This is a genomic window from Mycobacterium sp. HUMS_12744610 (genome assembly GCF_041206865.1).
Taxonomy (GTDB): domain Bacteria; phylum Actinomycetota; class Actinomycetes; order Mycobacteriales; family Mycobacteriaceae; genus Mycobacterium; species Mycobacterium servetii.
Genome location: NZ_JBGEDP010000001.1, coordinates 4,074,422 through 4,087,451 on the forward strand (window position 1 = coordinate 4,074,422; position 13,030 = coordinate 4,087,451).

The window sequence follows — 13,030 nt, forward strand, 5'->3', positions numbered from 1 at the left end:
TGCGTGCGCGAACGCCGCCGACGTGCTGCAATCAAGGTCATGCCCGACTCCGAGGCGATCGACACCCCGCTGACCCAGCTGGGGTCCGCCCGCGAGCTCGACGAGGGCGAACTGGCACTGCTCTACGCCTATCCCCCGCGCGACGACACCTGGGTCCGGGCGAATTTCATCACCAGCGTGGACGGCGGCGCCACCACCGACGGCACCAGCGGCGCGATGGGCGGGCCCGGGGACCGGATGGTGTTCAACCTGCTGCGCGAGCTGGCCGACGTCATCGTCGTCGGGGCGGGCACCGTGCGGGTCGAGGGGTACTCCGGCGTGCAGGTGGGCGCCGCCCAGCGGCAGCGCCGGCAAGCCCGCGGCCAGAGCGAGGTCCCGCAACTGGCGATCGTCACCCAGGCGGGCCGTCTGGATCGCGACATGGCGGTGTTCACCCGCACCGAGGTGCCGCCGCTGGTGCTCACCAGCTCGGCGGCCACCGACGAGGCGCGCCGGCTGCTCGGGGACGTCAGCGAGGTCGTCGACTGCTCCGGCGACGATCCCGGCACGGTGGACGAGGCCGCGCTGCTGGCCAACCTCGCGACCCGCGGGATGCGCCGCATCCTGACCGAGGGCGGCCCGATGCTGCTCGGCTCGCTGATCCAGCGCGACATGCTCGACGAGCTGTGCCTGACGATCGCGCCCTTAGTGCTCGGCGGCCAGGCGCGCCGCATCGTGACGGGCCAGGGCCAGCTGCTGACCCGGATGCGCTGTGCCCACGTCCTGACCGACGACGCCGGCTACCTCTACACCCGCTACGTGCGCAGCTAGCTAGGGTGGTCGTTATGCGTCGGCCCCTCCCGTCCGTTGCGGCCCTGCTCGCGGTGAGCACGGTGCTGGCCGGCTGTGTCCCGGGCCTGCCCGCCGACCCGCGCTTCGCCACCAACTCCGGCGCCCGGCCGCAGGGGGCGGCCCCGAGCAAGCCGAAGCCGAGCGGACCGCCGCCGATCGCCGCACCCAAGAACGACCTCTCCTGGCGCGACTGCACGTCGCGGGTGTTCACCGACGCGGCCGTCCCCGTCCCCGCCGGTGTCCGGCTGGACTGCGCCACCTACGACACCGACCTCGACCCGATCAACGGCGGGTCGGGAACCCTGACCATCGGGGCGGTCCGCGCCCGGTCGGATCGCACCCCGCGCGACGCCGGTCCGCTGGTGTTCACCACCGGCTCCGACCTGCCGTCCTCGGCGCAGCTGCCGGTGTGGCTGGCGCGGGCGGGCGCCGGCGTGCTGCAAACCCACCCGATCGTCGCCGTCGACCGCCGCGGCATGGGGATGTCGACCCCGATCGACTGCCGCGACCGCTTCGACCGGGACGCGATGCGCAACCAGGCGCAATTCCAGCGTGGCGACGACCCCGTCGCCAACCTGTCCGACATCTCCAACACCGCCACCACCAACTGCACCGACGCCATCGCCCCGGGCGCCTCCGCCTACGACAACGTGCACGCCGCCTTCGACATCGAGCGACTGCGCACCCTGTGGGACGTGCCCGCGGTCGCGCTCGTGGGAGTCGGCAACGGCGCCCAGGTGGCGCTCACCTACGCCTCGTCGCGGCCGGGCAAGGTTGCCCGGCTGATCCTGGACTCCCCGGTCGCGTTGGGAACCGGCGCCGAGGCGGCCGCCGAGCAGCAGGTCAAGGGCCAGCAGGCCGCGCTCGACGCGTTCGCCGCCCAGTGCGTGGCGCTCAACTGCGCGCTGGTCCCCGACCCCAAGGGCGCCGTCAGCGCGCTGCTGTCCGACGCGCGCGCCGGCCGGGGCCCCGGCGGGGCGTCGGTCGCGCAGGTGGCCAACGCCATCACCGTCGCCCTGGGCTACCCGTCCGGCGGGAGCACCGACACGGTCTCGAGCCTGGCCAACGCGCTGGCCAGCGCCCGTTCCGGCGACGTCGACCCGCTGAACACCCTGATCACCCACGCCGACGCCACCCAGGACACCGACGGCCAGTTCGTCAACTCCTGCAGCGACGCGGTCAACCGCCCCACCCCCGACCGGGTCCGCGAACTCGTCGTGGCGTGGGGCAAGCTCTACCCGCAGTTCGGCACGGTCGGCGCGCTCAACATGGTCAAATGCGTGCACTGGCCCACCAGCTCACCGCCGGCGCCGCCGAAAGACCTGAAGATCGACGTGTTGCTGGCCGGCGTGCAGAAGGACCCGATCGTGGGCACCGGTGGCGTCGCCGCGACGGCGGCCCTCATCATCAACGCCAACGCGGCCAGCAAGCGGGTGATGTGGCAGGGCATCGGGCACGGTGCGAGCATCTATTCCGCGTGCGCGATCCCGCCGCTGATCGCCTACCTCAACGACGGCAAGCTGCCCGGCACCGACACCTACTGTCCCGCCTGAGTCCCTTACGCCGGCCCGCGCCGCCCCGGTGTACGGTTCGCTCGTGACGGCAGCTGACTCGACCCGAACCGGCTGGGGTGACCGGATCCTGACCGCTTTTCGTCCCCGCACCGGCGCGCCCGGCGCGGCGGCGGTCGTGCGATCGGCGTTGTGGCCGGTGGCCATCCTGTCGGTGCTGCACCGCAGCATCCCGCTTTCCCTCAACGGCAACATCACCGACGACTTCAAGCCGGTGTACCGGGCGGTGCTTAACTTCCGGCACGGCTGGGACATCTACAACGAGCACTTCGACTACGTCGACCCGCACTACCTGTACCCGCCCGGCGGCACGCTGCTGATGGCGCCGTTCGGATACCTTTCCTTCACGCCGTCGCGCTACCTGTTCATCCTGATCAACACCGTGGCCATCCTGATCGCCTGGTACCTGCTGCTGCGGATGTTCAAGTTCACCCTGTCCTCGGTGGCCGCACCCGCCCTGCTGACGGCCATGTTCGCCACCGAGACCGTGACCAGCACGCTGGTGTTCACCAACATCAACGGCTGCGTCCTGTTGGCGGAAATCCTGTTCCTGCGCTGGCTGCTGGACGGCCGGTTCAGCCGGCAGTGGTGGGCCGGTGTCGCCATCGGCCTGACGCTCACGCTCAAACCGCTGCTGGGACCGTTGCTGTTGCTGCCGCTGCTGAACCGGCAGTGGCGCGCGCTGGTGCCGGCCTTCGCCATCCCCGTGGTGATCAACGCGGCGGCGTGGCCGTTGGTGAGCGACCCGATGGACTTCCTCACCCGCACGGTGCCCTACATCCTGGGCACCCGCGACTACTTCAACAGCTCCATCGAGGGCAACGGCGTGTACTTCGGCCTGCCCGCCTGGCTGATCTTGTTCATGCGGATCCTGTTCACGCTGCTGGCGATCGGCGCCCTGTGGCTGCTGTACCGCTACTACCGCACCCGCGACCAACTGTTCTGGTTCACCAGCTCGACGGGCGTGCTACTGCTGTGGTCGTGGCTGGTGCTGTCGCTGGCCCAGGGCTACTACTCGATGATGCTGTTCCCGTTCCTGATGACTGTGGTGCTGCCCAACTCGCTGATCCGCAACTGGCCGGCGTGGCTGGGCATCTACGGCTTCCTGACGCTGGACGACTGGCTGATCTACAAGTGGATGCGGTACGGCCGCGCGCTGCATTACCTGAAGATCACCTACGGCTGGTCGCTGCTGCTGATCGTGGCGTTCACCGTGCTGTACTTCCGCTACCTGGACGCCAAGGCCGAGGGCCGGCTGGACGACGGGATCGACCCCGCCTGGTTACCGGCCGGCCGCGCTACCGTTGACTCATGACCAGTCCCAAGGTGCAACTGAGCGACGCCGAGTGGCGGCAGAAACTCACGCGTGAGGAGTTCGAGGTGCTTCGCCGTGCCGGCACCGAGCGGCCGTTCACGGGCGAATACACCGACACCACCACCGAAGGCATCTACCAATGCCGGGCCTGCGGTGCCGAATTGTTCCGCAGCACCGAGAAATTCGAGTCGCACTGCGGCTGGCCGTCGTTCTTCGACCCGTCGAGCTCCGACGCGGTGATCCTGCGTTCCGACACCTCGCTGGGGATGACCCGCACCGAGGTGCTGTGCGCCACCTGCCACAGCCACCTGGGTCACGTGTTCACCGGTGAGGGCTACCCGACGCCCACCGACCAGCGCTACTGCATCAACTCCATCTCGCTGCGCCTGGTCCCGACGGGCTCATAGCCGGGCCCCAGCCTCGCGACACATAACCAGCTGCGACGACACGCCTATGCTCAACGCAACGGTTTATATCTCGCGGCATCCGCGACGGACGAGCGCGTCGCGCACCCGCCGCACGACGTCCTGCGGCTTGTCCTCGGCGATCACCCGGACGACGATCCAGGCGAGCTCCTGCAGCTTGCGTGAGCGCCACTGGTCTCGGGCGTACTGCCGGCGGTCGGACCGATGCCGGTCACCGTCGTACTCGGCGGCTACTTTGTATCTCTCCCAGCCCATGTCGAGCACGCCGACCAATCGCCAGTGGTCATGCACCGGAATCTGGGTCGTCGGAGCCGACAACCCGGCATCGATCAGCAGAAGACGCAGCCAGGTCTCCTTGGGCGACGCGGCACCAGGGTCGACGAGCGGAAGCGCCGCGCGTAACCGCCGCAGGCCCCGCGCACCGCGGTACCGAATGGCCAGCACTGACACCTCCCCGACGTCGAAAGGCGTCGCGCGCATCAGGGCGTCGAGCCGCGCCACAGCCTCGCCCCTGCGTAGTTGTCTGGCCAGGTCGAACGCCGTCCTCGCTAGGGTGGTCACCGGTAAACCGGCGACGAGGGTGACCTCATCCGGCCGGACACGCTGATTGCGCGTGACCACTCCGTCCGGAGCGTGCTGGTTACGCCAGATCAACTCGACGGGCACGTCGTCGTCGATCCAATTCGAGCCGTGCAACGCCGCCGCGGCGAGCCCGGCCACGACGCCGCGCCGGCCCGACCACAGCCACGCCGCACGGGAACGCATACGCAGCGACGGCGCGGAATGATGCGGCAGGTAGACATCGGGGTAGATGGCCTGGAAATCGGTGCGCAATCGGTACGGGCTCAGCCGCCCCTGCCGCACCGCGTCACTGCCGACAAACACCTCGTCCACTCGTGGGAAGACGCATTTACGACGCCCCAGGATCCCCGGGACATAACTCGTTGCGACCCGCGTCGGCGTGTCGTCGCAACGAGTTATGTGTCGCGACAAGCCAGGGCGCAGATCAGTCCACGCGCGTGGCGTGCACCTCCCAGAACGGGGCGTGCACACGACCGCCCTGCAGCCACGGCTCCATCGCCCGGAACCGCTCCAGCAGGCTCCGGGCCTGCTCGGCCATGTCGGGGTTGCGCGCGGCCATCATCTCGATGGTCTCGGCGCTCATGTTGACCAGGTAGGTCGTCGGGCCAAGATAGGTGATCTCCCAGCCACCCGGCGGCAGCACCTGACGAAAGTCGTCCTCGGACAGCGACCGCATCATGGTGAAGCCGTTGACGTCGTGCGCGCCGAACTCGAACATGTACAGCCGCGCGCCCGGCCTGGTGGCTCGGTGCAGCGCCCGCACGTAGGACTTCTGCAGCTCGGGATCGGTGCTGAACGTGTGGTAGAAAGCGCAGTCCACGACGGTGTCGAAGCGGCCCTCGAAACCGTCCAGCCTGGTCGCGTCGGCCAGCTCGAAATCGACCGACACACCTGCCTTTTGCGCGTTGTCCCGGGCCCGCTCCAACGCGGTCGCCGAGCCGTCGATGCCGGTGGCCGCATACCCCTGCGAGGCGTAGTAGATGGCGTGGTGGCCGGGCCCGGTGCCCGGGTCGAGCACCTCACCCCGCACGGCGCCGAGGGCGACCAGCCGCCGGACCACCGGCTGCGGCCCGCCGATGTCCCACGGCGTGGCCGCCGGCAGGCCGTTCGACAGCCGCTCGTCGCGGTACATCTCCTCGAACCGGGCGGGATCTGTCGGGTCGAAGGGGACCGTCATGGCAGCGCGTTCACCAGCTGCTCGACCGCCACCCGCGGCCCGGTGAAGAACGGCGTCTCCTCGCGGGTGTGCCGCCGGGCGTCGGTGGCGCGCAGCTCGCGCATCAGGTCGACGATGCGGTGCAGCTCGGGGGCCTCGAACGCCAGGATCCACTCGTAGTCCCCGAGCGCGAACGCCGGGACGGTGTTGGCGCGGACGTCCTTGTACTCCCGGGCGGCCATGCCGTGCTCGGAGAGCATGCGGCGGCGCTCCTCGTCGGGCAGCAGGTACCACTCGTAGGACCGCACGAACGGATACACGCAGATGTAGGCGCCGGGTTCCTCGCCGGCCAGAAACGCCGGGATGTGGCTCTTGTTGAACTCGGCCGGGCGGTGCAGCGCCACGCTGCTCCACACCGGCGCGCAGGCCCGGCCCAGCGTTGTGGTGCGCCGGAAGTCGGCGTAGGTCGCCTGCAGCGCCTCGACGGTCTCGGCGTGGGTCCAGATCATGAAGTCGGCGTCGGCCCGCAGGCCGGCGACGTCGTAGAGGCCGCGCACCACGACGCCGCGCTCCTCCTGCAGCTTCAAGAAGGTCGCCGCGTCGTCGACGACGGCTTCCCGCTGTTCGCCGAGCGCGCCCGGGCGCACGGAGAACACCGAGAACATCAGGTAGCGCACCGTCGCATTCAGCGCGTCGTAATCGAGCTTGGCCATGGAACCTATCGTGCCACTTCCGCTTCGAGGGCCTCGACCGCGCGTCCCGCCGAGCCGACACACGCCGGCACGCCGATGCCGTCCAGGTAGCTGCCCGCCACGGCCAGCCCCGGGGGCAGACCCGCGCGCACCTCGGCGACCAGCGCGGCGTGTCCGGGACCGTACTGCGGCATCGCCGCGAGCCAGCGCTGCACGCGCACGTCGACCGGCTCGACGGACAGCCCGAACACGTCGACCAGGTCGCTCAGCGCCCAGCCCAGCAGGTCGTCGTCCGAGGCGGATTCGGCCAGCCCGTCGCCGCAACGCCCGAACGACAGCCGCAGCAGCTGGGTGTCCCCGCGGGCGCCCCACTTGCGGGACGACAGGGTGACCGCCTTACACCGCAACCGCTCCCCGCTGGCCACCAGCACGCCCGAACACTGCGGGAACGGGGTGTCGGCGGGCACCGCGAGCGCCACCACCGCCGACGACGCGCAGACGATCCGGCCGGCGGCCGCGGCGCTGTGCGGGGCGATGCCGGCCACCAGCTGCGCCACCTGTGCGGGCGGAATCGCCAGGACCACCGCGTCGGCGTGGTGGCGCGCACCGGAGTCGTCGAGCAGGTCCCAGCCGGCCCCGGCCCGGTCGAGCCGGCGCACCGCGGCGCGGACCCGGCGCAACCGGCTGCGCCGCACCAGCTCGTCGACCAGCACCTGATAGCCGCCGTCGATCGCCCCGAACACCGGCGCGCCGGTGGCCAGCGGCAGTGCCCGGCGGACCGCGTCGGTCAGGCAGGCGGCGCCGCCATCGAGGGCCGCCGCCACGCCGGGGGCCGCCGCGCGCAGGCCTATCGTCGCCGCGGAACCCGCATACACCCCGCTGAGCAGCGGATCCACCGAGCGGGCCACCGTCTGTTCGCCGAAGCGCTCACCCACCAGGTCGGCGACCGCCGGATCGGCGCCGGGGCGCCAGTCCAGCGGGCGGGCGGGCTCGGCCTCGATGCGTGCGACGGTGGCCTCGTCGACCAGCCCCACCATCGAGGCCGCCGACGACGGGATCCCGACGACGGTACCCGTCGGCAGCGGATGCAACGTCTGCCCGGCGTAGATCAGCGGCCGCGCGCCGGTGGTGGCGAGCTGGCGCCCGGACAGCCCGAGTTCGGCCAGCAGCGCGGGCAGCTCGGGCCGGCGCAGCACGAACGCCTCGGCGCCGACGTCCATCGACTGCGCCCCGACGCGCTCGGTGCGCAGGATCCCGCCCAGCCGGTCACCGGGCTCCACGAGCGTGATGTCGGCGTCCGCATCGGCCGCACGCAGCCGGTAGGCCGCCGTCAGCCCCGAAACACCGCCCCCGACAACGCAATACGAGCGAGATGTCATAGCGAGTGGACCAGCGACACCAACTCGGTCAGCACGCCGGCATCGGTTTCCGGGAGCACCCCGTGGCCGAGGTTGAACACGTGACCGGCCGCCCCGGCGTCGACGGCGCGGCGTCCGTCGTCGACCACCGCGCGCGCGGCGCGCTCCACCGCCGGCCAGTCCGCGAGCAGAACCACCGGGTCGAGGTTGCCCTGCAGCGCCGTGCCGGCGCCGACGCGGGACGCGGCGTCCGCGAGCGAGGTACGCCAGTCCACACCGACCACCGTGGCCCCGCAGTCCGACATCGCGCCCAGCAACTCGGCGGTGCCGACCCCGAAGTGCGTCATCGGCACGCCGTAGTCGGCCAGCTCGGCGAACACCCGAGCGCTGTGCGGCTGCACGTAGGTGCGGTAGTCGGCCAGCGACAGAGCCCCCGCCCACGAGTCGAACACCTGGATGGCGTCCACCCCCGCGTCGAGCTGGGCCCGCAGGAAACCGACGGTGACGTCGGCCAGCTTGCCCAGCAGCGCGTGCCAGCTGTCGGGTTCGGCCAGCATCATCGCCTTGGTGCGGGCGTGGTGGCGGCTCGGGCCCCCCTCGATCAGGTAGGACGCCAGGGTGAACGGCGCACCGGCGAACCCGATCAGCGGGACCTCCCCGAGCGCGGCCACCAGCAACCCGACCGCGTCCGAAACCGGCTGAATTCGTTGCGGGTCAAGGGGTTTGAGCCCATCGACGTCGGCCGCGGTGCGCACCGGCGCGGCGATGACCGGCCCGACACCGGCGACGATGTCCAGGTCGATGCCGGCGCCGAGCAGCGGCACCACGATGTCGGAGAACAGGATCGCCGCGTCGACGCCGTGGCGGCGCACCGGCTGCAGGGTGATCTCACACACCAGCTCGGCGTCGAAGCAGGCGGCCAGCATGTTGTGGTTGGCGCGCAGCGCGCGGTATTCGGGCAGCGAGCGGCCGGCCTGGCGCATGAACCACACCGGCGCCCGGCTGGGTTTGCGACCGGTCACGGCGGCCAGATACGGCGACTCGGGTAGGTCGCGGCGAGTACTCATCGCGCTCAATGCTGCCACGAGCGGCCGGCAAGGTGTGCGCGGCGAGCTTCTGGGTAATGGGTGATACGGAGGCCGTGTGTTTCGGCGTCACGCCGGCTTTGCCCCTCGATGGCTACGGAAGGAGACGGTTGATGTTGCTGACGGGCGGCTCGGCGAAAGACAAGAACGTGGGCGAGGAGGTGGAGCATTTCGTCGACCGGGCGCTGGAGAACGTCGCGCACGGCCGTTTCGAACGGTCACTGTCGGGCCTGACGGCCATCGGGGCACTGGTGACGACCACGGAGATCTACTTCGAGCACTATCGCGCCAGCTTCGGTAACAAGTGGATGTGGAGCCCCATCGTCGTCACCCCTCCGGTCGTCGTCGCCGGGGTGGCCGGCGTCTTCTCACGGCGGTGGGCCAAGCGGTGGCTGCCGATCACCTCGGCGGTGTACGCGGCCAACGGCCTGCTGGGCGAATACTTCCACGCCCGCGGCGTGGCCCGCCGCCCCGGCGGCTGGAAGCTGTTCAACTACAACGTGCCGATGGGCCCGCCGATCGCCGCGCCCGGGCTGATGAGCATCGTCGGCGCGATGGGCCTGCTCGCCGCGATCCTGCGCCGGGAGAAGTGAGCCGTGGCTGACGTCACCAGCGGCCACCACCTGCCAAACCTGCGTCCGGACGGCAAGCCGCTGCACCCGTCGTGGCTGCCCCGCCAGCGCCGCGGCGTCACACCGCAGATGATCGGCCGCTACCCCGACTACGACGTGCTCGGCGCCATGGACACCTGGGACGGGGCCACCCGCCGGGTGGTGCTGGCCCGGCTCGAGGAGCCGGGCCCGTTGCGGTTCTTCGACGCCTCCGAGGAACCCACGCTGCGCGCGTTCTGCGACATCGCGCTGGCCCAGGACGCCGACCCGCGGATCCCGGTGGCCGAGATGGTCGACGCCAAGCTGGCCGACGGCGAGTTCGACGGCTACCAGTACGCCGGCATGCCCGACGACCGCGATACCTGGCACATGGTGCTCGCCGGCTTGAATGAGACAGCCGAGGCGACCTCGGGCGCGGAGTCGTTCGCGGCGGCCCCCATCGAGGACCAGGAGTTCATCGTCGGGCGCTTCGCCAAGGCACAGCTCTGCGGCGGGACGTGGGAGAAGCTCAACGTCAAGCGGGCGTGGTCGGTGGTGATGCGGGGCGCGTTAGGCGCGTTCTACAGCCACCCGTGGGCCTGGAACGAGATCGGGTTCGGCGGGCCGGCCTACCCGCGCGGTTTCATGCGGCTCGGCGGGGTGGCCAACCGCGAGCAGTTCGAGACCCCGGGTGCCACCGCCGAGGACCCGGCCGGGGCCGTCGAGGAGGACCACCTCTATGGGTGACTTCTGGCGCGGCGTGTTCAAGGGTTCGGTGGGCCCGCGCGACAACGATTCGCGATTTCTGCTCGACGTACACTCGCGCGAACTGCCCGGCGAGGCCACCATGCGCCGCTACTCCGACGACGAGGAAGTCGACCTGGTGATCGTCGGCGCGGGCGCGGGCGGCTCGGTGCTGGCCCAGCGGCTGGCCCGGGCGGGCTGGCGCATCGTGATCCTCGAGGCCGGGCCGTTCTGGCACCCCGACGAGGACTGGGTCTCCGACGAAGCCGGATCGCGCCACCTGTACTGGACGCAGAAGCGGATCATCGGCGGCGCGGACCCGATCGAGCTGGGCAAGAACAACTCCGGCCGCGGCGTGGGCGGGTCGATGGTGCACTACGCCGGCTACACGCCCCGCTTCCACCCCAGCGACTTCGAGACCTTCAGCCGCGACGCGGTCGGCGTTGACTGGCCGATCAGCTACGCCGACCTGCTGCCGCACTACGAACGCGTCGAGCGCGAACTCCCCGTCGCCGGCCAGGACTGGCCGTGGGGATACCAGCACCGCTACCCGCACGCGCCCCATCCGGTGTCGGGGTCGGCCATGAAGATCTGGGAGGGCGCGCTGAACCTGGGCATCGAGATGCGCGTCGGCCCGGTGGGCATCGTCAACGGCACCTTCGGCAACCGGCCGCACTGCATCTACCGCGGCTACTGCCTGCAGGGCTGCAAGGTCAACGCCAAGGCCAGCCCGTACGTCACCCACCTGCCCGACGCGCTGAACCACGGCGTCGAGATTCGCGCGAACTGCATGGCCGGGCGCATCGAGCTCGATGGAAACGGGAACGCAAGCGGGGTAACCTATTTCGCCAACGACGACGACGGGAGTTTTCGAGAGCGGTTCCAGCGCGCCAAGGTGGTCGCGGTGGCCGGCTACTCGATCGAGACGCCCCGGCTGCTGCTCAACTCGACCAGCCCGAGCTTCCCCGACGGCCTGTGCAACAACCACGACCAGGTCGGCCGCTACGTGATGGTGCAGGGCGCCACGCAGACCGCCGGGCGCTGGCCGGAGGAGCTGCGGATGTACAAGGCGCCGCCGCCGGAGGTCTCCTCGGAGCAGTTCTACGAGACCGATCCCGACCGGGGCTTCGCCCGCGGGTTCTCCATCCAGACCGTCTCCCCGCTGCCGATCGGCTGGGCCGAGCACGTGCTGGCCGACGGGCACTGGGGGCCGGCGCTGCGCGAATACATGCGCGACTACAACCACTGGGCCGTCGTCGGCGTGCTCAACGAGCTGCTGCCCCATGCGGACAACCGGGTGACCACCGTGGACGGGGAGACCGATCGCTATGGCATTCCGATCGCCCGGATGGACTACAGCCTCTCCGGTAACGACAGGGCCAACATGGACTACTCGAGGGAGGTCATCACCAACATCCTGCACGCCGGCGGCGCCCAGGACATCCTCACCATCGAGCGCTTCGCCCACCTCATCGGCGGCGCCCGGATGGGCACCGACCCGGAGAAGAGCGTCGTCAACTCCGACCACCGCAGCTGGGCGGTGCCGAACCTGTTCATCACCGACGGTTCGGTGTGCCCCACCCAGGGCAGCGCCAACCCGGCGCTGACCATCATGGCGCTGGCGTCGCGGCTGGGCGAGCGGATCGCCCGCGGCGACATCAAGGCCGAGGCCGTCGGCGTGGGTGCACGCTCCGGGCGTGGTTAGCGGCTGCGTACTATCCAGAACCGCAACCGTTCAGCGCGCAGCGATCGAAGATTCAGGAGCCCGGATGCCCGTCAGTGTCCCCCCGGTGAGTTACGACGAGTTCCCCAGCCTGCGTTGTGAACGCGGCGAGAACGGGGTGCTGACGCTGGTTCTCGACGCGCCCGGGCTGAACTCGGTCGGGCCCCAGATGCACCGCGACCTCGCCGACATCTGGCCGGTGATCGATCGCGACCCCGACGTGCGCGCGGTGCTGGTGCACGGTGAGGGCAGGGCGTTCTCCTCCGGCGGCAGCTTCGATCTGATCGCCGAGACCATGGGCGGCTACGAGGACCGGATGCGCATCATGCGTGAGGCCCGCGACCTGGTGTTCAACATGATCAACTGCGACAAGCCGGTGGTCTCGGCGATCCGGGGTCCGGCCGTCGGCGCGGGCCTGGTGGTGGCGCTGCTGTCCGACATCTCGGTGGCCAGCCGAACCGCCAAGCTCATCGACGGGCACACCAAGCTCGGGGTGGCCGCGGGTGACCACGCTGCGATCTGCTGGCCGCTGCTGGTCGGCATGGCCAAGGCCAAGTACTACCTGCTCACCTGCGAAACGCTGCTGGGCGAGGAGGCCGAGCGCATCGGCCTGGTCTCGGCGTGCGTGGACGACGACGACGTGCTGACCACCGCCGCCGGCATCGCCGAGAAGCTGGCACAGGGCGCGCAGAACGCGATCCGCTTCACCAAGCACAGCCTCAACCACTGGTATCGGATGTTCGGCCCGACCTTCGAGACGTCGGTGGGCCTGGAATTCCTCAGCTTCAGTGGGCCCGACGTGGCCGAGGGCCTGGCCGCGCACCGAGAGAAACGCCCCGCGAACTTCACCGGCACCGCCACCTAGCAGGGCCGATACCTGCCGCCGCGGGAACGGCGGACCGACATAACGGCTTGGTCGCGACGGCGCGCGATGCGGCGTGCCTGTCGCGGCGTGTCG

13 protein-coding genes are annotated in these 13,030 nt (G+C 70.5%); 8 read left to right on the top strand and 5 right to left on the bottom strand.

Annotation, left to right across the window (positions count from 1 at the left end):
- The first annotated feature begins 39 nt into the window (after positions 1-39).
- The 4 genes from AB8998_RS19520 to msrB are packed head-to-tail and all read left to right on the top strand — an operon-like array spanning position 40 to position 4,124.
- Positions 40-810, top strand: coding sequence for a pyrimidine reductase family protein (locus tag AB8998_RS19520; protein WP_369739362.1), 771 nt, complete (start codon positions 40-42; stop codon positions 808-810).
- Between the two features lie 14 nt (positions 811-824).
- The gene (locus AB8998_RS19525) at positions 825-2,384 is read left to right on the top strand and encodes an alpha/beta hydrolase (protein ID WP_369739363.1); all 1,560 of its coding nucleotides are present in this window, start codon (positions 825-827) and stop codon (positions 2,382-2,384) included.
- A 28-nt stretch (positions 2,385-2,412) separates the two neighbouring features.
- Positions 2,413-3,717: an arabinofuranan 3-O-arabinosyltransferase gene (gene aftC, locus AB8998_RS19530; RefSeq protein ID WP_369739364.1), complete on the top strand. Its 1,305-nt coding sequence runs from the start codon at positions 2,413-2,415 to the stop codon at positions 3,715-3,717.
- On the top strand, positions 3,714-4,124 hold the full coding sequence (msrB, locus tag AB8998_RS19535) for a peptide-methionine (R)-S-oxide reductase MsrB (RefSeq protein WP_369739365.1): 411 nt from the start codon (positions 3,714-3,716) through the stop codon (positions 4,122-4,124). Before aftC ends, msrB begins: the two co-directional genes overlap by 4 nt.
- Positions 4,125-4,187: 63 nt before the next feature.
- Here msrB and AB8998_RS19540 read toward each other — a convergent pair whose 3' ends face one another.
- From AB8998_RS19540 to hemE, 5 genes are all read right to left on the bottom strand, one after another.
- Positions 4,188-5,036, bottom strand: coding sequence for a hypothetical protein (locus tag AB8998_RS19540; protein ID WP_369739366.1), 849 nt, complete (start codon positions 5,034-5,036; stop codon positions 4,188-4,190).
- Between the two features lie 112 nt (positions 5,037-5,148).
- Positions 5,149-5,901 carry a class I SAM-dependent methyltransferase gene (locus AB8998_RS19545; protein ID WP_369739367.1) on the bottom strand — a complete coding sequence of 251 codons (753 nt, stop codon included), beginning with the start codon at positions 5,899-5,901 and terminating at the stop codon, positions 5,149-5,151.
- Entirely contained in the window at positions 5,898-6,593 is a 696-nt protein-coding gene (hemQ, locus tag AB8998_RS19550; protein ID WP_369739368.1) for a hydrogen peroxide-dependent heme synthase, read from the bottom strand. Before hemQ ends, AB8998_RS19545 begins: the two co-directional genes overlap by 4 nt.
- 5 nt (positions 6,594-6,598) lie before the next feature.
- Positions 6,599-7,951: a protoporphyrinogen oxidase gene (locus tag AB8998_RS19555; RefSeq protein ID WP_369739369.1), complete on the bottom strand. Its 1,353-nt coding sequence runs from the start codon at positions 7,949-7,951 to the stop codon at positions 6,599-6,601.
- Positions 7,948-8,997, bottom strand: a complete 1,050-nt coding sequence (gene hemE / locus AB8998_RS19560) for a uroporphyrinogen decarboxylase (protein ID WP_369739370.1) — start codon at positions 8,995-8,997, stop codon at positions 7,948-7,950. The genes AB8998_RS19555 and hemE overlap by 4 nt, the downstream gene beginning before the upstream one ends.
- A 131-nt stretch (positions 8,998-9,128) precedes the next feature.
- On the opposite strand from hemE, the gene AB8998_RS19565 reads away from it, so the two are divergent.
- From AB8998_RS19565 to AB8998_RS19580, 4 genes are all read left to right on the top strand, one after another.
- Positions 9,129-9,608, top strand: a complete 480-nt coding sequence (locus AB8998_RS19565) for a hypothetical protein (RefSeq protein ID WP_369739371.1) — start codon at positions 9,129-9,131, stop codon at positions 9,606-9,608.
- Positions 9,609-9,611: 3 nt separating this feature from the next.
- Entirely contained in the window at positions 9,612-10,352 is a 741-nt protein-coding gene (locus tag AB8998_RS19570; protein WP_369739372.1) for a gluconate 2-dehydrogenase subunit 3 family protein, read from the top strand.
- Entirely contained in the window at positions 10,345-12,054 is a 1,710-nt protein-coding gene (locus AB8998_RS19575; RefSeq protein ID WP_369739373.1) for a GMC family oxidoreductase, read from the top strand. Before AB8998_RS19570 ends, AB8998_RS19575 begins: the two co-directional genes overlap by 8 nt.
- A 64-nt stretch (positions 12,055-12,118) precedes the next feature.
- Positions 12,119-12,937, top strand: coding sequence for an enoyl-CoA hydratase/isomerase family protein (locus tag AB8998_RS19580; RefSeq protein ID WP_369739374.1), 819 nt, complete (start codon positions 12,119-12,121; stop codon positions 12,935-12,937).
- Positions 12,938-13,030 lie beyond the last annotated feature (93 nt).

What these genes read in the sequence shown, in the direction of transcription:
- AB8998_RS19580 (WP_369739374.1), top strand. Translation starts at nt 12,119, where the DNA reads ATGCCCGTCAGTGTCCCCCCGGTGAGTTACGACGAGTTCCCCAGCCTG.
- hemE (WP_369739370.1), bottom strand. Translation starts at nt 8,997, where the DNA reads ATGAGTACTCGCCGCGACCTACCCGAGTCGCCGTATCTGGCCGCCGTG.
- AB8998_RS19525 (WP_369739363.1), top strand. Translation starts at nt 825, where the DNA reads ATGCGTCGGCCCCTCCCGTCCGTTGCGGCCCTGCTCGCGGTGAGCACG.
- msrB (WP_369739365.1), top strand. Translation starts at nt 3,714, where the DNA reads ATGACCAGTCCCAAGGTGCAACTGAGCGACGCCGAGTGGCGGCAGAAA.
- hemQ (WP_369739368.1), bottom strand. Translation starts at nt 6,593, where the DNA reads ATGGCCAAGCTCGATTACGACGCGCTGAATGCGACGGTGCGCTACCTG.
- AB8998_RS19545 (WP_369739367.1), bottom strand. Translation starts at nt 5,901, where the DNA reads ATGACGGTCCCCTTCGACCCGACAGATCCCGCCCGGTTCGAGGAGATG.
- AB8998_RS19565 (WP_369739371.1), top strand. Translation starts at nt 9,129, where the DNA reads ATGTTGCTGACGGGCGGCTCGGCGAAAGACAAGAACGTGGGCGAGGAG.
- AB8998_RS19555 (WP_369739369.1), bottom strand. Translation starts at nt 7,951, where the DNA reads ATGACATCTCGCTCGTATTGCGTTGTCGGGGGCGGTGTTTCGGGGCTG.
- AB8998_RS19520 (WP_369739362.1), top strand. Translation starts at nt 40, where the DNA reads ATGCCCGACTCCGAGGCGATCGACACCCCGCTGACCCAGCTGGGGTCC.
- AB8998_RS19575 (WP_369739373.1), top strand. Translation starts at nt 10,345, where the DNA reads ATGGGTGACTTCTGGCGCGGCGTGTTCAAGGGTTCGGTGGGCCCGCGC.